Source organism: Ahrensia sp. R2A130, from assembly GCF_000179775.1.
In the GTDB taxonomy this organism is placed as follows: Bacteria; Pseudomonadota; Alphaproteobacteria; order Rhizobiales; family Rhizobiaceae; genus Pseudahrensia.
The window spans coordinates 398,613-420,769 of the sequence record NZ_AEEB01000003.1 but is presented as its reverse complement, the minus strand read 5'-3'; the positions used below and the strand labels follow the sequence as shown (position 1 = coordinate 420,769).

The 22,157-nt window shown below is 55.2% G+C and carries 22 protein-coding genes; 15 read left to right on the top strand and 7 right to left on the bottom strand.

Going from position 1 to position 22,157, the window contains the following annotated elements:
• The first annotated feature begins 25 nt into the window (after positions 1-25).
• Together R2A130_RS02765 and kdsA are read left to right on the top strand one after the other, a co-directional pair.
• Positions 26-973, top strand: a complete 948-nt coding sequence (locus R2A130_RS02765) for a VOC family protein (protein WP_009463434.1) — start codon at positions 26-28, stop codon at positions 971-973.
• Entirely contained in the window at positions 973-1,815 is an 843-nt protein-coding gene (kdsA, locus tag R2A130_RS02760) for a 3-deoxy-8-phosphooctulonate synthase (protein ID WP_009463432.1), read from the top strand. Before R2A130_RS02765 ends, kdsA begins: the two co-directional genes overlap by 1 nt.
• Here kdsA and R2A130_RS02755 read toward each other — a convergent pair.
• Entirely contained in the window at positions 1,812-2,486 is a 675-nt protein-coding gene (locus tag R2A130_RS02755) for a DsbA family oxidoreductase (protein WP_009463431.1), read from the bottom strand. The genes kdsA and R2A130_RS02755 overlap by 4 nt on opposite strands.
• Complete coding sequence (locus tag R2A130_RS02750; RefSeq protein ID WP_009463430.1) at positions 2,483-4,324, bottom strand: extracellular solute-binding protein; 1,842 nt, start codon at positions 4,322-4,324, stop codon at positions 2,483-2,485. Before R2A130_RS02750 ends, R2A130_RS02755 begins: the two co-directional genes overlap by 4 nt.
• A gap of 284 nt (positions 4,325-4,608) precedes the next feature.
• Between R2A130_RS02750 and R2A130_RS02745 the strand changes: the two genes are divergently transcribed.
• Positions 4,609-5,223, top strand: a complete 615-nt coding sequence (locus R2A130_RS02745) for an invasion associated locus B family protein (RefSeq protein WP_009463429.1) — start codon at positions 4,609-4,611, stop codon at positions 5,221-5,223.
• A 78-nt stretch (positions 5,224-5,301) separates the two neighbouring features.
• On the opposite strand, the gene hspQ is transcribed toward R2A130_RS02745, so the two are convergent.
• Positions 5,302-5,625, bottom strand: a complete 324-nt coding sequence (gene hspQ / locus R2A130_RS02740; protein ID WP_009463428.1) for a heat shock protein HspQ — start codon at positions 5,623-5,625, stop codon at positions 5,302-5,304.
• 173 nt (positions 5,626-5,798) lie between these two features.
• On the opposite strand from hspQ, the gene R2A130_RS02735 reads away from it, so the two are divergent.
• Positions 5,799-6,770 carry an AEC family transporter gene (locus tag R2A130_RS02735; protein WP_009463427.1) on the top strand — a complete coding sequence of 324 codons (972 nt, stop codon included), beginning with the start codon at positions 5,799-5,801 and terminating at the stop codon, positions 6,768-6,770.
• A gap of 6 nt (positions 6,771-6,776) precedes the next feature.
• Here R2A130_RS02735 and R2A130_RS02730 read toward each other — a convergent pair whose 3' ends face one another.
• Positions 6,777-7,955, bottom strand: coding sequence for a UbiH/UbiF family hydroxylase (locus tag R2A130_RS02730; protein WP_040304573.1), 1,179 nt, complete (start codon positions 7,953-7,955; stop codon positions 6,777-6,779).
• Between the two features lie 94 nt (positions 7,956-8,049).
• Here R2A130_RS02730 and R2A130_RS17355 point away from each other — a divergent pair, with 94 nt between their 5' ends.
• From R2A130_RS17355 to R2A130_RS02680, 10 genes are all read left to right on the top strand, one after another.
• The gene (locus R2A130_RS17355; RefSeq protein WP_009463425.1) at positions 8,050-8,967 is read left to right on the top strand and encodes a DUF2182 domain-containing protein; all 918 of its coding nucleotides are present in this window, start codon (positions 8,050-8,052) and stop codon (positions 8,965-8,967) included.
• 25 nt (positions 8,968-8,992) lie between these two features.
• Entirely contained in the window at positions 8,993-9,604 is a 612-nt protein-coding gene (locus R2A130_RS02720) for a DUF1326 domain-containing protein (RefSeq protein WP_009463424.1), read from the top strand.
• A gap of 22 nt (positions 9,605-9,626) precedes the next feature.
• Entirely contained in the window at positions 9,627-10,340 is a 714-nt protein-coding gene (locus R2A130_RS02715) for a phosphatidylcholine/phosphatidylserine synthase (protein WP_009463423.1), read from the top strand.
• A 38-nt stretch (positions 10,341-10,378) separates the two neighbouring features.
• A complete protein-coding gene (locus R2A130_RS02710; protein ID WP_009463422.1) occupies positions 10,379-11,119 on the top strand; it encodes a TerC family protein in 741 nt (246 codons plus the stop codon).
• A 10-nt stretch (positions 11,120-11,129) separates the two neighbouring features.
• Positions 11,130-12,281 (top strand): MFS transporter, encoded by a 1,152-nt coding sequence (locus R2A130_RS02705; protein WP_040304570.1) that lies wholly within the window; start codon positions 11,130-11,132, stop codon positions 12,279-12,281.
• A 3-nt stretch (positions 12,282-12,284) separates the two neighbouring features.
• The gene (locus tag R2A130_RS02700; RefSeq protein ID WP_009463420.1) at positions 12,285-13,262 is read left to right on the top strand and encodes a quinone oxidoreductase; all 978 of its coding nucleotides are present in this window, start codon (positions 12,285-12,287) and stop codon (positions 13,260-13,262) included.
• A gap of 67 nt (positions 13,263-13,329) precedes the next feature.
• Positions 13,330-14,886: an ABC transporter ATP-binding protein gene (locus tag R2A130_RS02695; protein WP_009463419.1), complete on the top strand. Its 1,557-nt coding sequence runs from the start codon at positions 13,330-13,332 to the stop codon at positions 14,884-14,886.
• Positions 14,883-15,959, top strand: a complete 1,077-nt coding sequence (locus R2A130_RS02690) for an ABC transporter permease (protein WP_009463418.1) — start codon at positions 14,883-14,885, stop codon at positions 15,957-15,959. The genes R2A130_RS02695 and R2A130_RS02690 overlap by 4 nt, the downstream gene beginning before the upstream one ends.
• Positions 15,959-16,879 carry an ABC transporter permease gene (locus tag R2A130_RS02685; RefSeq protein ID WP_009463417.1) on the top strand — a complete coding sequence of 307 codons (921 nt, stop codon included), beginning with the start codon at positions 15,959-15,961 and terminating at the stop codon, positions 16,877-16,879. Before R2A130_RS02690 ends, R2A130_RS02685 begins: the two co-directional genes overlap by 1 nt.
• A gap of 48 nt (positions 16,880-16,927) precedes the next feature.
• The gene (locus tag R2A130_RS02680) at positions 16,928-18,007 is read left to right on the top strand and encodes a BMP family ABC transporter substrate-binding protein (protein ID WP_009463416.1); all 1,080 of its coding nucleotides are present in this window, start codon (positions 16,928-16,930) and stop codon (positions 18,005-18,007) included.
• A gap of 149 nt (positions 18,008-18,156) precedes the next feature.
• On the opposite strand, the gene R2A130_RS02675 is transcribed toward R2A130_RS02680, so the two are convergent.
• Entirely contained in the window at positions 18,157-18,393 is a 237-nt protein-coding gene (locus R2A130_RS02675) for a hypothetical protein (protein ID WP_009463415.1), read from the bottom strand.
• Positions 18,394-18,759: 366 nt separating this feature from the next.
• Here R2A130_RS02675 and R2A130_RS02670 point away from each other — a divergent pair, with 366 nt between their 5' ends.
• Complete coding sequence (locus R2A130_RS02670) at positions 18,760-19,665, top strand: DMT family transporter (RefSeq protein WP_009463414.1); 906 nt, start codon at positions 18,760-18,762, stop codon at positions 19,663-19,665.
• On the opposite strand, the gene R2A130_RS02665 is transcribed toward R2A130_RS02670, so the two are convergent.
• Positions 19,662-19,970, bottom strand: coding sequence for an EthD family reductase (locus tag R2A130_RS02665; protein WP_009463413.1), 309 nt, complete (start codon positions 19,968-19,970; stop codon positions 19,662-19,664). The two genes, R2A130_RS02670 and R2A130_RS02665, sit on opposite strands and share 4 nt — an antisense overlap.
• Before the next feature lie 524 nt (positions 19,971-20,494).
• Positions 20,495-22,144, bottom strand: a complete 1,650-nt coding sequence (locus tag R2A130_RS02660; RefSeq protein WP_009463412.1) for a TIGR04141 family sporadically distributed protein — start codon at positions 22,142-22,144, stop codon at positions 20,495-20,497.
• Positions 22,145-22,157: the final 13 nt, after the last annotated feature.

Genomic DNA, 22,157 nt, shown 5'->3' with positions numbered 1-22,157 from the left:
GCCAAGCTTCGGGCAAACGAACGCTATGAGCACAAAACACACACCGCGTCGTCTCGATCATTTGGTTCTGCCAGTGGCCGACGTCGATATTGCCCGTTCCCGCTACGAGAAACTCGGCTTCACAGTAGCGCCCACGGGCGTTCATCCGTTTGGAACTGAGAATTGCTGCGTGTTTTTTGAAGATGAGACGTTTCTTGAACCAATCGCCATCGCACAACGCGAAACCTGCGAGGCGGCAGCTTTGGCGGGCAACACGTTTGTTGCTAACGACCAGACCTATCGCTTCCGGCGCGGCAATGAAGGCTTTTCCCATCTTGTTTTGAAGTCTGACGATGCAGCTGCCGACAAGACGCTTTACGAGGCCACAGGCCTCGATGGCGGCGATATGGTGCATTTTTCGCGGGCTTTTTCGACACCAGACGGCCAAAGCGGTGAAGTGAGTTTCGAGCTGGCATTCGCTGGCGATCAGCGCGCTCCGGATGCGCAATTCTTTACCTGTCAGGTGTTGAACGCCCCAAAGGTCGACCGCAGTGCGCTACAAGCGCATGCCAACGGCGTCGTGGGTTTGAAAGAAGTCATTCTGTCGGAACCTAATCCGACTGACTTCCAGTATTTCTTCCAAACTTACCTCAACCAGCGACACATGGATGTTGATTCCTTCGGCATGTCGTTCACGACACACGGTGGTGTGGAGGGTGCGCAGGTTTCCGTTTACAGCCCGGATGGGATGCGCGCGTTCTTTGGGATGGATACGGAACGTGACGAACGTGGATTGCGTTTCGAGGCGTTCATCCTTGCTGTTACCGACCTAAGCGCCACACGCACTTTGTTGGTTGCCAATAGCGTTGCATTCGACGAACTGCGCGGACGGATTGTCGTTCGACCACCTGAAGACGAAGCTGCGGGCCAAGCCACAGGCTCCAACCATGGAACCGGGCAGGGCACCACGATGATATTTGAGGAAGTTGCATAATGAGCGCTGTTGAACCGCAAGCCAGCGTAAAAGTCGGCGATGTTACTTTTGCGCAGGATGCGCCGTTTTCGCTGATCGCTGGTCCCTGCCAGATGGAGGGCCGCCAACACGCTTTCGATATGGCGGGCGGGATGAAGGAAATCTGCGGTAAGCTGGGCATCGGTCTCGTCTACAAATCGAGCTTCGACAAAGCGAACCGCACCAGCCTCTCCGCCAGCCGTGGTATCGGGCTTGAAGCCTCGCTTGAGATATTCTCAGACTTGAAGAAAGAGTTCGGCCTGCCAACGGTGACAGACGTTCATACGGCAGAGCAATGCGCGCTTGTGGCCGCGCATGTTGATGTCTTGCAGATACCAGCGTTCCTTTGCCGTCAGACTGATTTGCTGGTCGCAGCGGCTGAGACAGGCGCCGTCATCAACGTGAAAAAGGGACAGTTCCTTGCGCCTTGGGACATGAAAAATGTTCTGGGGAAACTTACGGGAGCCGGCAACGGCAATGTCTTGATGACTGAGCGTGGCACGAGCTTCGGCTACAACACTCTGGTCAATGATTTTCGCGGGCTTCCGGAAATGGCTTCGATGGGGGCGCCGGTTGTGTTCGACGCCACCCATTCTGTGCAGCAGCCCGGCGGGCAGGGTGGTTCTACCGGTGGTCAGCGTGAATTCGTGGCGACCTTGTCACGTGCTGCAGTCGCAGTTGGTGTGGCCGGTCTGTTCATCGAAACGCATGACGATCCCGACAACACCACGTCTTCAGACGGCCCCAACATGGTGCCGCTGGATCAGATGCCTGCGTTGCTCGAACAGCTCATGGCCTTCGACCGTATCGCCAAAGGCCTCTAGTCGGCCGGCTGCTTCGTAGCGTCCGTAATCGCCTGAACCAGCGTATCGGCGGCCTGCGCGCCCATGACTGCGTATTTCTGGTCTATAATGAAGCACGGCACGCCGGTCACGCCCATCTGTTGGGCGGTTGCGATCTCTTCCTGCACTTCAGCGCGGTCTTTTTCCGTGGGTAGAAGTGATGCCACTATAGCGGTGTCCATACCCGCGTGTTCGGCAGCTTCTAGAAGAACATCGTGTTTGCCGATATTCGCGCCTTCGAGAAAGAACATTTGGAAAAGCCGCTCGACCAACAGGTTTTGTACGTCGCCGCCTTCGTTCTGGGCCCAGCGGATCAGGCGGTGGGCATCCAGCGTATTGGGTGAGACGGCGATATCGGAGAATTTGAAGTCGATCCCTTCGGCACGGCCTGCTTCTTCAATGCTGGAATAAATCTGCTGGGCGCGTTCCGGGCCGCCGAACTTGTCTTCTAGATATTTCGTGCGGTCTTTGCCCTCCGGCGGAAGGGTTGCGTCCAACTGATAGGGCCGCCAACGAACTTCCGTTGAGATGGAATCGTCAAGCTTACCAAGGGCTTCTTCCAGGCGCCGTTTGCCTATGAGGCACCATGGACACATGACGTCGGATACAACGTCGATGGACACTATTTTCGATGTTGGGTTTTGCGCACTCATTTTACTTCCTCGGTGGACCACCAGGTCGGGTATTGGGGCCCATAGAGTGGTTCGGCATCAGGCCGGCTAACGGATGTGCGCCGTGCGACAAAGCGTTGGCCCAGATGATATAGCGGGATGACGTAATGGCCGGAAATCAACAAACGATCATAAACCCTTACGGCAGCTACATATTCTTCTTCGGTACGTGCTGCGAGAAGAGTTTCAATGGCTGCATCTATAGCGGGCTCCGCCGTTCCTGCGAAATTGAACGAACCTTCGATGCTTTTGGACTGCGATCCCCAGCGGTAGGATTGTTCAGCTCCGGGAGACAGTGACGATGAATAGCTTGCAACGATGAGATCGAATTCGAACGAGCCTTTGCGCGCCTGATATTGCGCATCGTCAACGCTGCGCGGTTGAACATCGATGCCCAGTTTACCAGCAGATTCTTTGTAGGAAAGAGCAAGTCGTTCCACGTCTGCACCGCTAATGTTGGAGTCGCCTGCGAGCAGCATCTCCATCGATAGCTGCTTGCCATCAGGGCCAACTAACTTGCCTTCTACCAGCTTGAAGCCCTCGCCACGTAAAATACCCAGCGCAGCGCGTAGCAACTTACGGTCGAAACCGGAGCCGTCTGAAATTGGGGCCGTGTAGGTGCCATCTAGAACATCCGCGCTTACGGCATCTGGGAAGGGGGCGAGAATAGCTTTCTCTGCTTCACTTGCCGGTCTGCCGAGCGAAGATAACGGGCTGTTTTGCCAGTAAGACGATGTGCGTGTGTAAGCGCCGAAGAACAGGTTTTCATTGGCCCATTCGAAGTCGAACAGCATGGCCAACGCCTTGCGGACATTGCGATTGTCAAAGGGTTTGCGCCGTGTGTTGAACACGAAACCCAGCATGCCCGAAGGTGTTTTCTTGGCGAATTCTTCCTTCACGACATCGCCATTTGTAACGGCTGGAAAGTCGTATGCCGTGCGCCACTTGGCCGGGCTGCCTTCAGGATAAATTTCGAAAAGCCCCTTCTTGAAGGCTTCGAATTGAGCGGTGCCATTGCGATAATAGTCCACGCGCACCGTATCGAAATTGTGGAAGCCCTTCATCTGGGGCTCGTCCTTGGCCCAGTAGTCCGGATTGCGTTGGTAGGTGATGCGTTCGCCCGGTTTCACCTCGGACACGGTGTAAGGTCCGCTGCCCAATGGAGGCTCGATGTTGCTTTCACCAAACTTTTCCACGTCAGTGGCGTGTTTCGGTAGAACGGGCATCAGCCCGAAAAGCATAGGTGTTTCGCGCGAAGCGCGGTCGTTGAAGGTGAGCTTGACCGAATTATCGCCGGTCTTTTCCATTTTCTCGACGGCTTTCATGCGTGAATTGTAAGGCGGTCGCCCTTTTTCGCCCAGCAATTCGAATGTGAAGATGACGTCGTCGACGGTAACCGGCTGTCCATCGGCAAATTTCGCCTTGGGGTTCATGAAGAACTCGATGCTCTTGCGGTCCTCCGCCATGTCGACCTTTTCAGCGAGATGGCCGTAAAGCGTGAATGGTTCGTCGCGGGAGCGCTGCAGGAGCGACTCGATGACCAAATTGCCGAAGACGGGGTCCCATATACCTCTCCCGCCAGTGCGGATGCTTTTCAGATCGAACGGGTTGAGGTCATCAAACGAGCCCAACACGCCATAGACCAATCTTCCGCCCTTGGGTGCGTCGGGATTAGCGTAAGGGAAATGTGCGTAGTCAGCGGGCAGTGCAGGTGCACCGCGCATGGCAATGCCATGCTGGGGCTCAGCATGTGCTGGCGACGCGACTGATATGAGCACTGCAGAAAGTGCCGCAACCCAACTCCATCTCAACATTGTCATTGGTTTCGTCCCCGCATGGCCATCAGTCAGATTGGTGCTGGTCTGGTGAAGGGTCTGCAACCGCAGAAAGCGAATCAACCAGATAGCGCTGTTAGATAAGTTTGGTCGTTGGCATCAGTTTGGCAACAGTCGCGCAACAGCTTACCGGTCTCGCGCTTAGCCGCTTGTCATTGTGACGCCGCAATTGATAGAGACACGGACGCACGCACATTTGTAACGTAAGTTGTTGGTCGCGAAGCAATTCGTCCACACTCATTCACAGTCAAAATATCAGGATGCCAGTCATGTCGATCAACCTTTCCCGTTTTGCAGCTCCGGCTGCCGCGATGTCGCTGGCGGTGGCATTTGCCGCTCCTGCGTCTGCCCAACAAGCCCAGCAGGCTCCGACCTGGGCGAAGATTTGCTCTAAAGTCGGCGAAACAGACATCTGCAACGTTCAGTACAGCATTGTCACGAACACCGGCCAGTTGGTCACCGGCGTGAATCTGCTTCAGTCGAAGGGCGCAACCAGCCGCCGTATCTTTCAGGTTGCCGTGCCATCAGGCCGCTACATTCCTGAAGGCATCAAGGTGAAGATCGACAACGGCAAGGAGAACACCTTGCCTTACAGCCTTTGCCTGCCAGACCGGTGCCTTGCGGAAATTCCGTTGTCCGAAGGTCTTGTAAAGGCACTTAAGGGCGGTGGTGAAGTTACGCTGACATCCACCAACTTCCGTGCCCAGAAAAACCCGGTGAAAGTTTCCCTGAACGGCTTCACTGCATCCTTCGATGGCCCGCCATTGAAGCGCGATGAAGTGCAGAACCGCAATCAGAAGATTGGTGAAGAGCTTAAGCGCAAAGCGAAAGAAACTGCTGACAAGCTGAAAGCTGCTCAGGAAGCTGCAAAATCCGGCAACTGATCTTTCCGATCAATAGCCGATAATGAAAGGCCGATGCTCTTGGAGCATCGGCCTTTTTGTTGGAATTCTAAAAACCGCCTAGTGGCTGATCTGGTCGCGTGGCTCGTAGGCACCAGCGTCTGTGCGATGAAAAATCTCATCGATTTGCGGGTGGCGCAGCGGCTCGTCATCACTGTCGGGCACCAAATTCTGCTCGGAGACGTAAGCAATGTACTCAGTCTCCTCGTTTTCGGCGAAGAGATGGTAAAAGGGCTGGTCTTTGGCAGGGCGAATGTCTTCGGGAATGGCATCGTACCATTCGTCGGTATTATCGAATGTGGGATCGACATCGAACACGACTCCACGGAACGGATATACCCGGTGCTTAACCACCTGACCGATCTGAAACTTAGCGGTGCGCATATCTGCCTCGTTACTCCTGCTGCTGCTTCACAATAGATTACTGGTGGCCACACTTCCAGTGGGGGATATGGTTGATCAGCGAAGCTTCTTGACCCGCATTCCCGTCAGGCCTAGCCACTCACCATCACAAATTTTCTCGGGTAGCCCCGCACACAAGGACTGAAATCGACAACATGGCCGCGATTCTCTCCATGGCGTTGCCGTTCTTTGGGCTGATTCTGCTTGGCTACGTCACTGCGAAATACAAACGACTGGATGTCAGTGGTTTGGCGTGGATGAATTTCTTCATCGTCTACGTGGCGCTGCCAGCCCTGTTCTACAATTTGCTATCGCAAACACCCATAGAGAAATTGGGTAATTTCGCGTTCATATTTGCCAGCCTTTTGGGCACCTATATCGCCTTTGCCATCGCGTTCGCTATTGGCACTGCGGACACCGGCGGCGATATTCGCCAATCGACCATACAGGGGCTTTCCGGCGCCTATGGTAATATAGGTTACATGGGGCCTGGCATCGCTATTGGCGCGCTCGGCGAGCCGGCTGCGGTGCCTGTTGCGTTGATTTTGTGCTTCGACAACACGCTTCATTTCGCCATGGCACCATTGATGATGGCGATGTCGGGCGAGGGGGAGAAACAGTCCCCACTCAAGCTGGCTTGGGATGTGTTGAAAAAGATCTTCACCCATCCATTCATCGTGGCCACCATCGTGGGTGTGACCGCTGCAGCGTTAGAATTTAAAGCGCCGGAAGCGGCGCAGGTGTTGCTCGACTATTTGCAGGGTGCAGCGGCACCCTGCGCTCTGTTCGCAATGGGCGTTACCGTAGCACTCGCTCCGCGCGGCAATTTCCCTAAGGTCATGGCGGCTTTGGTACCGGTGAAGCTGATCGTTCATCCGGTGATTGTCTATTTGCTTTTGAGTTGGGTGGGCGACTTCGATCCGGTTTGGGTCTATGCGGCCGTAATTCTGGCTTCGCTTCCAACGGCCACCAACGTATTCGTCATCGCGCAGCAATATGATGTTTGGGTGGTTCGAGCATCGTCGATGGTTCTGGTCTCCACCATTGCGTCAGTGGTAACCGTCACAGGGCTGCTGTGGCTCATCGCCACGAAGACGCTGCCGCCGGACCTCTTTCCATCCGTTTGAACGAGACTACCGCGCGCCCAGACCTTGTCGCATTGCGAAACGGCGTAGTGGCTCAATGTTCCGCAGTGCTGCAATTCCGGCAACGCGCCCTGCCTGAACGGGCAGAAAGTCTGTCAGCAGTGAACGGTTCATAATGTCGACGCCAGTCGTTCGCAAATTTACGTCTGCTAGGCGACGGCTGTTGTAGGCTCTGGCGAAAGCCTCGGTTCCCGGTTCCTGATCAGCAAGCGTTGCAATCACGTCACTGATATCGCGGGCAGCAAGGTTGAAGCCTTGTGCGCCGATAGGCGGGAAAACGTGTCCGGCTTCGCCGACAAGCGCCACGCCTTTAGCAGCAAAGCGGTTTGCTGTTAGGCCGGTTAGCGGAAATGCCTGCAACCCGCGTTCGGCTGTAACTTTACCGAATGACGATTGCAGTCTGTCTTCAATGCGCATCGACAGAGTTTCGATGTCGAGATCAATCAGATCATGAGCGTCTTCAGGCTTCACCACCCACACAAGGCTCGAGCGGTGTTTCGTTCCCTTGATTGATGGTAATGGCACCTGTGTGAAGGGGCCGCTTTCGGTGTGGAATTCTGCCGAAACGCCGCCGTGAGGCAAACTGTGCGCGAAGGTCGTGACCAAGGCCGTTTGAGGATAGGACCAGGATCGGGTCGAAATTCCCGCAGCCTCTCGCAAGACAGAATTTCGGCCATCTGCAGCGATGACCTGAGGTACAGTCAATTCAGTGCCGTCATCTAACTGAAGCGTAACACCTTCAGATGAAACCTCGGCGGCGCTCACCAAAGCCGCATGACGCTGGACGTTGGCCATGTTTGTAAAAACCTGCTCGACCCGCTCGCACATGAGATTATTTGGGACATTGTGGCCGAAAGCATCCAGCCCGACCTCTGCTGCCTCAAAGTCTGTGATAGGTGCGCGGAGCAGTCTTTTTGAGCCGTCGATAAGGCGCATGGTCTTCAGTGCGGCGCTGTGTTCTTCGATGCCATCCCATAGTCCCGCTGCATCAAGCATCTCGACCGTCGGGTTCAGCATGGCGGTCGTGCGGCCGTCTTTGCTTGCTGCTTTTGGCGCAACCAGATGTACCTCGTGGCCAGCTTGAGCAAGTACGGCGGTTGCAATCAAGCCGGTCAAACCTCCACCAACCACTGCAAGAGGTATTCCGGCAACTTTTGTCGAGGTCATGAAATCCTACCTATTTGCTGCGCCTAAGCGTTTTGACGCTTCACCTGCGTCGCATACGTCTTCATATAGCTTAGGTTTCCTTGCACCCAATGGCATGGCCCGCCGCGAAACGTCACAGGAACATGCTTTGCCGACAAATGAGACCATCACTTCCGATCAGACAACAGGTTTCGAGAACCTGTCACGGACAGATGGCTTTCTGGCCAGCACGATCTCCAAACCACGCTGGCCGGTCTACGCCGCGACGCTGATCGCCGTTTTTATCGCGTGGTTCTGGATCGTCGCAATGTCGAAGGCGAGCGTTGGCAGTGGTTGGGAAAGCTGGGCCGGTGAAGGTTCTCTCATCGCCATTCTGATCGCGCTATGCACGCCCAACACTGCAACCGCTTCAGTGATCGAAGTGTATTCGGCCAGCGTCGCCATGTGGTTCATTATGTCGATTGCGATGATGTTGCCATCGGCGGCGCCGCTTATGCGTACTTATGCTGATATTGCCGATGTCGCTGCAGGCCAGGGCAAAAAAGTGGTTTCGATAGGCTATTTGTTAGCCGGTTATTTAGTGTTGTGGCTGGCTTTCTCGCTGGCGGCGGCAGCACTTCAAACCGTGCTCATGTTAGCGGATGCAGCTTGGTCGCCCTTACAACCTTTGGGTGGCCTTATAGCCGGTATAATTCTGCTGGGTGCTGGGGGGTACCAGTTTTCGCAACTACGGCACGCCTGTTTGGAGAAATGTCGCAACCCGTTCGCCACGTTGTTCGGTCAATGGACCACAGAACGCCAAGGCGTTTTCCGTATCGGTATGGAGCAGGGCCTCTTCTGCGTTGGCTGTTGCTGGGCGCTTATGCTGGTGATGCTGGTCGTCGGTACCATGAATTTGGCATGGATGGCATTCTTTACGCTTTTTGCGGTTGCGGAAAAATCCGGTTCCGGCAAGGTGACGTCATACGTTTCAGGCGGCATAATGCTCGTCTGGGGGGCTGGTTTGCTGGTCCTGTCTGCAATCAACTTCTGATCTGAACAGCACTGGACGATCCCAAATGGCTAAACCCGACTGGAGCATGAAGGGCGAACTCGTCCTTGCCTGTAACTGCACCGTATTTTGCCCATGCGTGCTGTCGCTTGGCGATCACCCGCCGACGGAAGGCTATTGCCAGACATGGGCAGGCTTCCGCGTCGATGAGGGCCATTTTGAAGACACCGACCTGTCCGGCATTAATCTGGGTCTGATGATGGAAATTCCCGGCTATATGAGCCGTGGCAACTGGACCGCCGGTCTGTTCATCGACGACAAAGCCTCCATCTACGCCACAAAGGCCATCACCAAGATCTTCACCGGCAAGGTGGGTGGGACGACTCACCTGCTTTCGATCCTCGTTGGCAATTTCCTTGGTGTGAAACGCGAGCCAATTTCTTACGAAACCGAAGGCAATACGCGCAACGTGAAGATCCCGAAGATATTGGATGGATCGGTTACGCCGGTGCCCGGAAAGAACGGCGACGAGGGTACGGTTATCAAAAATTCCCAGTACTGGATTGCCGAAGAAATCATCGTGGCAAAGTCCAATCGTTCGCGTTTCCGTGCCTTTGGCCGCAACTGGAATTTTGAAGGTCTGTCTGCGGAAGTTTGCAAGCTGGATTGGCATAGCTGATCCATTGGGTTAAGCCCGCGCGATGAATCGACCGGCCAACAATGTAGTGATCGCGTTTGCGGTCCACCTTTTTACAGCGTCCGGTGCGTTCTGGGCGTTTTTGGCGTTGGTGGCTGCTGCCGAGCAGAATTTTACGACCATGTGGTTCTGGCTCGGCGTCGCCCTTGTGGTGGATGGTGTTGATGGCCCACTGGCGCGCTACTTTAATGTGAAGTCGGTTTTGCCGAACTGGTCCGGCGAATTGCTGGATTGCATCATCGACTACGTGACCTTCGTGCTTATTCCGGCATTTGCGCTCTACCAATCGGGCTTTCTGGCCGAAATCTATTCGTTCATCTGCGCGGCGCTCATCGTTTGCACGTCCGCGATCTATTATGCCGACACACGTATGAAGAGCCGCGACAACTGCTTTATCGGCTTTCCGGTGTGCTGGAACATGCTGATCTTCACGCTCTTCGTGATGTCGCCAAGCTGGTACGTCGCGTTCGGTGCGGTGATCGTATCTGCTGCGCTGACCTTCGCGCCGATCATGTTCATCCATCCGGTGCGGGTGAAACTGATGCGTCCATTAAATCTTGGTGTGCTGGCACTTTGGGGCGTGTTCGGTTGCGTTGCGCTTTATGCCGGATATTACGGACAAGACGTGCCGTATTTCGCAATCGTGGGCATCACGATCACCGGACTATACCTATATTGCGTAGGCTTCGTGTTGCAGTTTCTCGGCAAGGTGGCTTAATCGCGGTTGAGAGCAGGGCGAACCAATAGGCGCGCGCGATGATTGAACTTCTCTACGACCCGGCTGTCTGGGCTAGCTTTGCGACCCTCACGATTATGGAAATCGTGTTGGGCATCGACAATATCGTTTTTATCTCTGTGATTATCAATCGTTTGCCTCCCGAACAGGCCGAGCGTGCCCGTAAGATTGGTCTCGCGCTGGCGCTCATTTTCCGCATTGCTCTGCTGCTGGTGATTACGTGGATCATCGGGCTGCAAAGCGATTTGTTCACAGCATTTGGTCATGCGTTCTCGTGGCGAGACCTCATTTTGATCGGTGGCGGCGTCTTCCTGATCTACAAGGCGACTGCCGAAATTCACGAGGAGTTCGAGGGCGAAACCGAGGAAGAAGAAGCCGAACGATTGTCGGTCACCAGCTTTGCGTCGATCATCGGTCAGATCATCGTTATCGATATCGTATTCTCAGTTGATTCCATCATCACCGCCGTCGGCATGGCCGAACACGTGGAGGTTATGATTGCAGCTGTAATCGTGGCGGTCGGCATCATGTTTGTTGCGTCCGGTACGGTCGCAGACTTCATTCGCCGCCACCCCACCACCAAGATGTTGGCATTGGCATTCCTTCTGCTTATCGGCGTTTCGCTGGTGGCAGACGGTTTGGGCTTCCACATTCCACGCGGATACATCTACGCAGCCATGGGCTTCTCAGTGCTTGTCGAAACGATCAATATTCTGGCCGGTCGCAAGCGCAAGAAGCAGCGTTTGACCAAAAGCCAGTGACACCGCTTCGATGACATTTGCCTCATCGGCCGCCCTCCGTATGCCGGGGGTGATGCCAACCTCGCTGATTTTCCTGCTGGAAGCCTTCGTGCTGGGCAACTGGATACCGCGCATACCGGAAGTGAAGGCTGTGTTTGGCTTCACCGCTTCTGAATTAGGTTTGGCGCTTTTCGTCATTTCACTAGGTACGATGATTGCATTTCTGGCCGGTAGCTTCGTGACGAAACTGCTCGGTCTGCGGCTCGCGTGTACGGTCTTCAATCCCATTTGGGCGTTGTCGATCATGGCGATCCCGTTCATGCCGAACGGCTTGGCCATGGGACCGGTGTTGCTGGCGGCGGGTATCTCAATCGGCATGACAGAAATTGGCATGAACACGGCTATTGATCGGCTGGAAGTCCGCACTGGCCGCCGTTTGATGTCGAAGGCTCATGGCTTCTGGTCGTTGGGTTCGCTTCTCGGTGCTGGCGTTGGTACCGGGTTTGCTGTGATGGACGTGTCGCTAACAGTGCATTTTGCGTTGGTATTGGGTGCGACCGCACTGGTTATGGTCTGGGCTGGTTTATCTATGCCGGAGTTCGACCGCGCAAAACTCGACGATGGGCCGCCTTTCAAATTGCCCAATCGAGGTCTGATCCTGCTTTGCATCATGCCCATCGGTATCATGTTGATCGAAGGTGCGTTTATCGACTGGTCTGCGCTCTTCGTGCAGCAGGAGTTGCAGGCCGGGCCGTTGGCCATCGGCTCGATCTTCTCCGCTTTCGCACTCGTGATGACCGTGACACGCTTTTCTGGCGATATGCTGCTTGAACGATTTGGCTCGCTGCGTGTCGCAAGGGTGTCCGGCGTGTCGGCGACCTTCGGGATTGCGCTGTTCTCGCTGTCGCAAAGCGTTCCTGTGGCGTTTCTTGGCGCATTGTTCTCTGGTCTCGGTGTCGCGATATTTTATCCGCTGGTGATGAGCGCTGCCGCAAAGCGCCCCGGTGATTCCGAAGACAACGTAGCTGCAATGTCGCTGTTTGCTTTCACAGCTTTCATGATCGCGCCGCCGGCAATCGGCTTTTTGGCGGACGCTATCGGCTTGCGCTGGGCGCTGGCGCTGCTCATACCAATTTCCATGACTGCCCTTGTGCTATCGGGCGAATTGAAAAAGGACGCATAGACCATGGGGGCATTTATCGAAGTGACTGAAACCGGTGGGCCGGAAGTCTTGAAACTCGCCCAACGCGATGTGCCGACACCTGGCGCAGGTGAAGCGTTGGTTCGTCAAACCGCCATCGGACTGAACTATATCGACGTCTATTTCCGAACCGGCTTGTATCCCGCGCCGTCGATGCCGTTTACGCCCGGTATGGAAGGGGCAGGGGTCGTTGAAGCGGTTGGTGAGGGCGTCACCGTCGTAAAGCCGGGCGACCGTGTGGCCTATGCATCAGCTCCAGTGGGCGCATATGCAGAAGAACGGCTCATTGCCGCAGATCGTCTTATGATCGTCCCTGAGGGCATCTCGGATGACGAAGCCGCAGCTATGATGCTGCAAGGCATGACCGCGCAATATTTGCTGCGACAGACGTTTAAGGTGAAGGCTGGCAACACCGTACTTTTCCACGCGGCAGCTGGTGGAGTTGGCCTCATTGCAGGGCAGTGGGGCAAAAGCCTCGGTGCAACCATGATCGGGACTGCAGGTTCGCCCGAGAAAATGGAATTGGCGAAAGCCAATGGCTACGACCACGTGATCAACTATCGCGATGAAGATTTTGTAGAGCGGGTGATGGAGATCACCGGTGGCGCAAAATGTGATGTGGTTTACGACTCTGTCGGCAAGGACACGTTCCCCGGTTCGCTGGATTGCCTGAAAACGCGCGGTATGTGGGCGAGCTTCGGTCAATCATCCGGCAAGCTTCCCGATGTGGATCTTGGTATCCTGGCTGCCAAAGGCTCACTTTTCGCAACGCGCCCAACACTGTTCAATTACATTGCGACACGGTCGCAGCTTGAAGAAACCGCTGGCGATCTGTTCGAGGTGGTGCAGTCCGGTGCGATGAAAATTGCCATCAATCAGACATTTCCGCTTGCCGATGCCAAAGGGGCTCATGAAGCTCTGGAAGGCCGCAGAACGGTTGGTTCAACGCTGCTCAAACCATAGTCAGCCCACGTGTGGATTGCGCGATAAAGTGATGGTGCGAAACCGCTGTGAACACTAAGGTTTTCCAATGAGCGCCGACGATGCAAAGCTTCTGGAAACCAAGGGCCTGACCAAGGTCTTCGGTACTTTGCGCGCTAATGATCAGGTCGATTTCGATATTCGTCCCGGCGAAATTCATGCTCTTCTGGGCGAGAACGGCGCGGGCAAGTCGACACTTGTAAAAATGCTCTTCGGCTCGTTGCAGCCGACCGGGGGGATCATTGAGTGGCGTGGCGAGCCTGTAACCGTGCCTTCGCCTTCTGTAGCAAGAAGCATGGGTATCGGCATGGTATTCCAGCATTTTTCTCTGTTCGAAGCACTTACTGTGGCCGAGAATATCGCGCTGTCCATGGAGCCGGATGTAAAAACCAGCCAAGTTGCCGAACGCGCACGGGAGCTTTCGAAGCAATACGGTTTGCCACTCGATCCTGACGCACTTGTGGGCGATTTGTCTGTTGGAGAGCGCCAACGTATCGAGATCATTCGTTGCCTTATGCAGGACCCTTCACTCGTTATTCTGGACGAGCCAACATCGGTGCTGACACCTCAGGAAGCGGATACGCTTTTTGAGACGCTGTTCCGGCTGCGCGACGAAGGGCGGGCGATCCTCTACATTAGCCACCGGCTGGAAGAGGTTCAGCGGTTGTGTTCGCGGGCGACAATCATGCGCCACGGCAAGGTTGTAGATATTTGCGATCCACGTGAGGAAACAGCGGCGACTTTGGCTGCCCGCATGGTTGGCGCTGAATTGCAGGATATTCGTCCTGCGCCCGTTTCGCTGGAAGCTGCGCCAGTCATTCTCTCAGTTCGTGGCCTATCTTTAGCACCTGACAACCCCTTTGCCGTTGCGCTGAAAAACATCAATTTCGACGTTCATTCCGGTGAAGTTCTGGGCATCGCAGGCATAGCAGGCGAAGGGCAGGGCGAGTTCTTTTCTGCTCTTTCCGGCGAGGTTGAGCAATTGCCCACCGGCGGAACCATAGAGTTGCGCGGCAATGACTTGTCGGCGCTGAACATCAGTGAACGTCGCAAAAAAGGCGCGGCATTTGTACCAGAAGAACGCCACGGCCACGGTGCTGTGACGGGCATGCGACTGACCGACAACATGTTGTTGGCTCGCCATAAATCCGATCAAGATAGCTTTCAAAGCGGTGGCGGGTTGGGCGTCATCGTCCGCAGCGCAATTCGCTCTGCAACAGACCGCGTGAATGCCGCCATGGACGTTCGCAAAGGCGCACCTGACCCCAATGCGGGGTCGCTGTCAGGTGGCAACTTGCAGAAGTTCATCATGGGCCGTGAGTTGGACCGCCAACCCGCGCTGCTTGTGGTAAACCAGCCGACATGGGGGGTGGACGCTGGCGCTGCGGGCCATATTCGCCAATCGCTTGTTGATCTGGCAGCTTCTGGTTCTGCAGTGATCATGATCTCGCAGGATCTCGACGAGATTTTCTCAATTGCCACGCGCATCGCGGTGATCGCTAAAGGCACGCTAAGTGAACCGACTGACGCGGCTAAAATGAGCCGTGAGGCCGTTGGTTTGCTAATGACAGGGCAGACTTCTGATCGGGCAGAGGTGGCGGCATGAGGATCGAACTCATCAAGCGGGCGGATGCTTCGCCGCTGTTCTCTATCGCGTCACCCTTTATCGCACTTCTGCTGACGATGATCGCGGGAGTGATCATGTTCCTGCTGTTGGGCAAAGACCCGGCAACTGGTCTTTACACGTATTTCGTGCAGCCGCTGCTCGACACCTGGTCACTTGAACAGATTTTGGTGAAGGCAACACCGCTGGCGCTGATCGGTATAGGCCTCGCTGTTTGCTTTCGTTCCGGCAACTGGAACATTGGTGCTGAAGGCCAATATCTTATCGGTGGTGCGTTTGGTGCGGCACTTCCCGTGTTTCTGCCGGGCGTCGATACATGGGTCTTACTGCCGGCAATGGTCCTCATGGGTATGCTGGGCGGGGCGCTATACGGCGCTATTCCAGCACTGCTTAAAACCCGCTTCGGAGCGAATGAAATCCTCACCAGCCTTATGCTGGTTTACGTCGCTCAACAGCTGGTCGATTGGCTTGTTCGCGTGCCGTGGCGTGATCCCAAAGGTATGGGCTTTCCCGGCACGCCAAGTTTTCCGTCGGGCGCGCAGATGCCGAAGCTTTGGCAATATGCAGACGCCCATTATGGGCTGGTGCTTGCAGTCGTGTTGGCAATTATCGTCTGGTTTGTGCTTTCACGAACCATGAAGGGCTTTGAGATCGCCGTTCTTGGCTCAAGCGCCCGCGCGGGGCGGTTTGCCGGTTTCAGCGCACGACGTATGACAATTTTTGCCTTCTGTGTTTCCGGCGCTCTGGCAGGTTTAGCCGGTATTGCCGAAGTGTCTGGCACCGTTGGCAAACTCGATGACAAACTATCTCTGGGCTACGGATTTTCCGCGATAATAGTAGCATTTTTGGGCCGCTTAAACCCGCTTGGGTGCCTTGCTGCAGCCTTCGTGCTGGCGCTCACCTATATCGGCGGTGAAAACGCGCAGATCGCTATGGGCATTTCAGACCGTGCAACACGGGTCTTCCAAGGCCTGTTGCTGTTCTTCGTTCTCGCAAGCGATACGCTCATCCAATATCAGGTCCGCATCGTTTCGACAGCAGCAAGGTCCGCATAATGGACGTTTGGGTTTCCATAATTTTGTCGGTCTGCGCGGCTTCCACGCCGCTGCTGCTGGCCGCAACCGGCGAACTCGTCGTTGAGCGCTCCGGCGTTCTGAACCTCGGCGTCGAAGGCATGATGATCATGGGAGCCGTCTGCGCGTTTGCCGGGGCTCAACTAACTGGCGACCCGTTTGTCGGAGCATTATTCGGTATTGTGGCCGGAGCCGCGTTCTCACTGCTCTTCGCCTTTCTCACGCTCATTCTGGTCGCCAATCAGGTTGCAACCGGCCTTGCACTTACGATCCTTGGTCTGGGCCTCTCAGGCATGATTGGCGAAGGCTTTGTAGGCCAGCCGGGCATCAAGATGGAGCGTATCGATATACCGTTCCTTTCTGATCTGCCTATCATCGGCCAGTTGGTCTTCGGTCAGGATCCGATTTTCTATGCATCAATCGCTCTGGTAATCGCCGTCTGGTTCTTCCTTTTTCGCAGCAGAAAAGGTCTCCAACTGCGAGCTGTTGGCGACAGCCACAGTTCGGCCCACGCACTTGGCATAGGGGTATTAAAAACACGCGCATTGGCTATCGTTTTTGGCGGCGCATGCGCAGGTTTGGCCGGTGCTCATTTGTCTCTCGTTTACGTACCGCAGTGGGTTGAAGGCATGACGGCGGGCAGGGGGTGGATTGCACTCGCGCTTGTTGTGTTCGCCTCATGGCGCCCCGGACGTCTCATCATCGGTGCGTACCTTTTCGGCGCAGTCAATATCGCGCAGTTCCACATGCAAGCGCAGGGCTTTGGCATACCGGCGCAGTTCCTGACATCGCTGCCCTATATCACAACAATCGTGGTGCTGGTCTTGATCGCCCGCAATCGCCGTCTCACAATGATCAATACACCCGCCGCACTGGGCCAGCCTTTCGTGCCCGATCGCTAAACACTTGCCTTCTTCTCATCTGTTTTCTCAACTCTCCAAGGATCAAACATGAAAAAGACCATTATCGCGCTCGCCGCAGCCACCGCCCTTTTGGGCACAGGCACCGCAGCGCTTGCCGACGGCCACGCCAAAACAAAAGCCTGCTTCATCTATATCGGCCCAACGGGCGATTTCGGCTGGACCTATCAGCACGATGAAGGCCGCAAGGCCGTCGAAGCGGAATTCGGCGATAAGGTCGAAACTGCATTTTTGGAAAACGTTCCAGAATCCGCTGAAGCGCAGCGCCCGATCGAACAGTTTGCCCGTTCCGGTTGCAACATCATCTTCACGACCTCGTTCAACTACATGGACCCGACCAACAAAGCTGCCGCAAAGTTTCCGGACGTGAAATTCGAACACGCCACCGGCTACAAGCGTGAGCATGCCAACGTTTCGACCTACTCGTCGAAATTCTATCAGGGCCGCTACGTGCAGGGTCAGATCGCAGCCAAAATGTCGACAACCGGCGTTGCCGGGTACATCGCGTCGTTTCCGATCCCAGAAGTTGTGCGCGGCATCAACGCGTTCATCCTGGGCGCACAGTCTGTGAACCCCGATTTCTCACTGAAGGTGGTCTGGGTGTCTACGTGGTTCGATCCGGCCAAAGAAGCTGATGCTGCCAAGGCATTGATCGACCAAGGCGTCGACATCATCACGCAGCACACGGACTCCACAGCGGCCATGCAGGTTGCTGCAGAGCGCGGCATCAAAGCTTTCGGTCAGGCTTCCGACATGATCAAGTTCGGCCCTGAAACACAGCTAACCGCAATCATCGACGACTGGGCCCCGCAGTACATTGAGCGCGTGAAAGCTGTGATGGACGGCACGTGGAAGCAGCAGGACGTTTGGCACGGTATGGACCACGGTTCCGTTGCCATGGCGCCTTACACCAACATGCCGGACGACGTGAAAGCTATGGCTATGGAAACGGAAGCCAAGATCAAGGCCAACGAATTCGAACCCTTCACCGGCCCGATCATGAAGCAAGACGGTAGCGAATGGCTGAAAGACGGCGAGAAAGCCGACATCGGCGCTTTGCTGGGCATGAATTTCTACGTCAAAGGCGTAGACGACAAACTGCCACAGTAAGCTTGAACCTACGAGTTGATGAAGGGCGCAACAGGCCACTGTCGCGCCCTTTTTCGTTCAGCGGAAAGCGCCGCATGCGCCGCCCGGTTCCTCTGGAGCGTTTGTCTGGATTTTCATGGCGTTTGAAGGAAGAGAATTGGACCCGTCAATCACTCGTCTGGCAATTCACCTTCAGGGAATGGCTGAATTTCTACGCATTCAGTGCACAGCTCGTAACCGGAGCGATGCTGAGCCCACGTCTTCTGATCTGGATGGTGAAGCGTTCCGGTGCTCATTTGGTCTAATGATTGCTCGTCGAGCTGAGCGTGCCGTTCAGGCACAAGCACTTCCGGTGTGGTGGCGGTGAAGATCGTACCTGTGACGATCAGTGCAGCAATGAGGTCCATGACCAACTCCTTCATCCGCCCGATGTTGAAGCTTTCCTGTAATAAGATTTAGGGGGCCGAATTAAAGGTCGCGTTACGGAGCATGGTAAAATTGTTCTTATCGGCAAATTCGATTTCGCGGGAGCTAATTAGCACTTGCCGGTCTTCAAACCATCCGGGTGTGAGTTCACACGGTGGAGGTTGATAAGGTCACAGCATACTACGCAGCGGCTTTCGCATTCTTGGAAAAGGACTGAATTTTAAAAGTTCCAATTTCAAAGGCTGTTGCAGACATACCAAAGTTCCAGCGGCCAATTTCGATACTAGCTCACCAACCATGATACACACATTTTATCACAGCGCCGAATGGCGAGGATGGGGAGCAGCATGGAAACTTGGATATGGGCTACGCTCGCTGCTGCATTCTTGCAGAACCTTCGTTCCGCAATGCAGAAGGCAATCAAGGGTCGTTTGTCGAACACCGGTGCCGCTTACGCCCGGTTCTTCTATGCTTGGCCGTTCGCCGTGGCTTACTGCGCGGCACTGATGTGGTGGACCGGTGAGCCGATCCCCGACGTTCATCCTATTTTCTTTGCATGGGTTGCTGCTGGCGGCCTCGTGCAAATTGCATTCACAGTTCTGTTGATGTGGATGTTTTCCTTCCGGTCGTTTGCGGTAGGAACTGTATTTTCCAAGCTGGAAATCGTCATAGTCGCAATCGCTGGCGCGTTGCTGCTTGGCGATTTTCTTTCGCCGCTGGCGTGGTTCGCAGTGTTCTGCGCAGCACTTGGTTTGCTGCTGTTGTCTTTAAAAGAAACGAGCCTCAACGCCGCTTCCATTCGCGAGGGCCTCACCAGTCCTGCCACAGCAATTGGTCTTCTTTGCGCTACGTGCCTTGGCTTGTCCGGCGTCTCGTATCGTGGTGCGACACTGTCTATTCCGGACAGTTCGTTCCTTGTGCGCGCAGCGTTTACGCTGGCCGTTGCACTGGTTTTCCAGACCATTGCCATGGGCCTTTGGTTCCTGTGGAAGGACCGTGGCCAGTTGCGCGCGGTGATTGCGGCTTGGCGACCGGCGCTACCCATCGGTATTGTTGGCATGGCGTGTAGCGTGGGGTGGTTCACGGCGTTTGCGCTGCAAAACGCAGCTTACATCCGTGCCGTGGGACAGGTGGAGTTGATATTTACGCTGGCGGTCGGCTGGTTCTGGTTCCGCGAGAAGGTAACTTGGCCGGAGCTTGCGGGAATTGCGCTCATTTCCGCTGCCGTGATGATGATCGTGCTGGCCGGCTAGACCTCTTTGGTGTCGAACATCAGCAGTTCCGCGCCACCGGTGGCGAAATTCCCCAGATCGGCAGCGGCTGCCTGACCTTCGGGCGAGGCGAGCGCAGCGTGGATCGTGGCCATGTTGGCAAAGTGCAAAATCGCCACCAGATGCACGCCGTTGCCCTCGTCTGGTCCAGCGACTGGCCCGTCGTTCAACTCGTATTTCAACAAGCCGGGGATGGTCTTGGCCAGCGGCAGATGGGTGGATGCGTAATAGGCATCGAACGCTATGGCGTCCTTGGGTGTGCGATAGACGGCGACGAGTTGGGCCATGACATTTCCTCCAGTGCGAAGGAGCCAGCGTGGCGCAAGGGCGGGTGGCTGACAAGCTGTGCCGACCATGCAAACGCCGGACATGCCAAAGCGCCCGGCCACCGTTGCGGTGCCGGGATGTGCTGGCAGTCGGGAACCGGTGGGGCGTAAGAGACGACCTATGCCGGTATTTTCGGCGAACGGTCACCCGTCACGCCCCACCCGGTTCTGCTGCGGGCGCCGCGAAAAGCGCCTTTACCCTGACACACCACTACATTTACGGCCCTTGCGGACCGCACCTGCACCCCAACAGGCAGCCACGCACGATACGAGGCCCGGGAAGAGAGCGCGGGGCTCCGAAACGATTGGCCGTAAACTCCAGCCGCTCCGGAAGAACCGACCCCGCACGACAAGCGAACGGTGCGCACCGCCGGTTCCTTGTGAGAGGTGGGGTGATTATGGGGGCTTGGGAGAGGGCGGGGAGAGAAAAGTGGACGCGCTACTTCAGATTTCCGATCAGTCATGTCGTTGCCAACCAGACAGATTTACGGCCGTGGTAGTGGTATAAATCGCAACTGAGATTTGAAGCCCAAACTCTCGATGAATTTTGTCGACTCTGCAAACGCCAATTTAGCTAGGAAAGGAACAGTCATTCTGCCGTCGTCGTTAGGCATATCGGCTATTACAAACTCCACAATGAAGTCCTCTCTGGCCATTGCGCGGATCTTCGCCGCTGTTTTTGGATGTCCTTCTTTTTCCAGAATGTCTGCAAAATCACCACGTACACGGTCATCGGCGAGCAACTCTGCGGATCGACGTCCTTGTTCGAAAAGGTACGCCGTAGAACTGGGTGATCTGCCAGTTCGCTTTACATGGATGAATCGCAATCCCTCGGGATCAAAGAGATCGCAGGCCTCTAACTTCGAGAATGCCCGATCAGCGCCGCCAAACCACTTCTGGTCCAGTAACAAGTATCCCGATGATGCGGCGGCACGGGTGTTATAGACCTCTTCAGCTTCGTAGCTAAGAGCGTGTGTTTTCTTACCTTTTTTAGATGTCTTGATAACTGTTCGCGCGTTCCAGCTTGGAAGAGATTTATCTTCTTCACGAACATGTCGATCAAAATAATCCTGCGCTGCGACCCGAATGGCGTCCGAAGGAACATACCATTGACCCTCGCTGATCACATGCTGCACTCCGTGCTTATCCTGCAGGCCACCGACTAAGCACCTATAAATTGACTTGCGACCAAGCATCCTATGGTCATCAGAGAACACGAGCACGTAGTCTTGATCCAAATGCTCTGGATGGATGACGGCGGCAGCGGGTCCCAATGCTTCTCTATAAACGGCGACACTTATATCCGGCTTCTCGCCTTTCATGCCGCGCCCCTGGAGTTTCGTGTAACTAGCTTCTCCGCTCAAAAAGGCTGGAAAACCAAGTTCAAAACCGGAGTCCGCCGTGCAAAGTAGATCGGCAGTTTGCTGTTTTAGCTCACGTATCTGAATCGGATCGACCACTGGTTTCAAGTGATCGTAATCCGCGAAGGCTGTGCTTTGGTAATCTATTGCTGCGTACAAATCTAAAGCGCGCTCAGCGACATCAGGAACCTCCGACAGAGGTTTCTTTGACGCGAAGGATAAAGATGAAGAGCCAACTGCTTGAAGCATAGTAGGATCATTACTTACCGGTCCAGCAACACGCTTGAGGAGCTCGAAGGAACGCAGGCCACCGAACGACTCGTAGGTGCTAGCTGATACGCTCTGCATAGCGGAATTCTTTGCGTCGATGAGGCTGGATCGCTGGATTGTTTTTAGGCCGCTTGCTGAAAGTAGGTTCATAGCAACCAGAATCCCGAAGTCGTGAACCTTGGTTTGATCGTTGAGCAAACTCGCGCCGTAGCCAAAAGTAAGTGCGAAACGCCGCTCTTTTGCAACAAAAGTCACGATGGATGCCGGAGAACTTCCCTTCTTCTCTGGGATTTCGAACGTTGTCCGGAGCGTAGAAAACCACATTGGCTCTTTAGGGAATGAATTTGTGAAAAAGCCTTCCATTTCAACAGCAGAGCCGGCCAAGCGGGTCATCCTAGACACCTCACCCGAAGTCAGCTTCTCTCGGAAATTCTCCGAGAGGACCTCAACTGCTGCTGTGCCGGGCTTGAATAGGTGCAGAGAGAACTTTTCCGACTTTGGCATCCTACTAGCCTCC

Excerpts from the sequence above, each read along its gene's own strand:
- R2A130_RS02765 (WP_009463434.1), top strand. The coding sequence starts at position 26 with ATGAGCACAAAACACACACCGCGTCGTCTCGATCATTTGGTTCTGCCA.
- kdsA (WP_009463432.1), top strand. The coding sequence starts at position 973 with ATGAGCGCTGTTGAACCGCAAGCCAGCGTAAAAGTCGGCGATGTTACT.
- R2A130_RS02755 (WP_009463431.1), bottom strand. The coding sequence starts at position 2,486 with ATGAGTGCGCAAAACCCAACATCGAAAATAGTGTCCATCGACGTTGTA.
- R2A130_RS02750 (WP_009463430.1), bottom strand. The coding sequence starts at position 4,324 with ATGACAATGTTGAGATGGAGTTGGGTTGCGGCACTTTCTGCAGTGCTC.
- R2A130_RS02745 (WP_009463429.1), top strand. The coding sequence starts at position 4,609 with ATGTCGATCAACCTTTCCCGTTTTGCAGCTCCGGCTGCCGCGATGTCG.
- hspQ (WP_009463428.1), bottom strand. The coding sequence starts at position 5,625 with ATGCGCACCGCTAAGTTTCAGATCGGTCAGGTGGTTAAGCACCGGGTA.
- R2A130_RS02735 (WP_009463427.1), top strand. The coding sequence starts at position 5,799 with ATGGCCGCGATTCTCTCCATGGCGTTGCCGTTCTTTGGGCTGATTCTG.
- R2A130_RS02730 (WP_040304573.1), bottom strand. The coding sequence starts at position 7,955 with ATGACCTCGACAAAAGTTGCCGGAATACCTCTTGCAGTGGTTGGTGGA.
- R2A130_RS17355 (WP_009463425.1), top strand. The coding sequence starts at position 8,050 with ATGGCCCGCCGCGAAACGTCACAGGAACATGCTTTGCCGACAAATGAG.
- R2A130_RS02720 (WP_009463424.1), top strand. The coding sequence starts at position 8,993 with ATGGCTAAACCCGACTGGAGCATGAAGGGCGAACTCGTCCTTGCCTGT.
- R2A130_RS02715 (WP_009463423.1), top strand. The coding sequence starts at position 9,627 with ATGAATCGACCGGCCAACAATGTAGTGATCGCGTTTGCGGTCCACCTT.
- R2A130_RS02710 (WP_009463422.1), top strand. The coding sequence starts at position 10,379 with ATGATTGAACTTCTCTACGACCCGGCTGTCTGGGCTAGCTTTGCGACC.
- R2A130_RS02705 (WP_040304570.1), top strand. The coding sequence starts at position 11,130 with ATGACATTTGCCTCATCGGCCGCCCTCCGTATGCCGGGGGTGATGCCA.
- R2A130_RS02700 (WP_009463420.1), top strand. The coding sequence starts at position 12,285 with ATGGGGGCATTTATCGAAGTGACTGAAACCGGTGGGCCGGAAGTCTTG.
- R2A130_RS02695 (WP_009463419.1), top strand. The coding sequence starts at position 13,330 with ATGAGCGCCGACGATGCAAAGCTTCTGGAAACCAAGGGCCTGACCAAG.
- R2A130_RS02690 (WP_009463418.1), top strand. The coding sequence starts at position 14,883 with ATGAGGATCGAACTCATCAAGCGGGCGGATGCTTCGCCGCTGTTCTCT.
- R2A130_RS02685 (WP_009463417.1), top strand. The coding sequence starts at position 15,959 with ATGGACGTTTGGGTTTCCATAATTTTGTCGGTCTGCGCGGCTTCCACG.
- R2A130_RS02680 (WP_009463416.1), top strand. The coding sequence starts at position 16,928 with ATGAAAAAGACCATTATCGCGCTCGCCGCAGCCACCGCCCTTTTGGGC.
- R2A130_RS02675 (WP_009463415.1), bottom strand. The coding sequence starts at position 18,393 with ATGGACCTCATTGCTGCACTGATCGTCACAGGTACGATCTTCACCGCC.
- R2A130_RS02670 (WP_009463414.1), top strand. The coding sequence starts at position 18,760 with ATGGAAACTTGGATATGGGCTACGCTCGCTGCTGCATTCTTGCAGAAC.
- R2A130_RS02665 (WP_009463413.1), bottom strand. The coding sequence starts at position 19,970 with ATGGCCCAACTCGTCGCCGTCTATCGCACACCCAAGGACGCCATAGCG.
- R2A130_RS02660 (WP_009463412.1), bottom strand. The coding sequence starts at position 22,144 with ATGCCAAAGTCGGAAAAGTTCTCTCTGCACCTATTCAAGCCCGGCACA.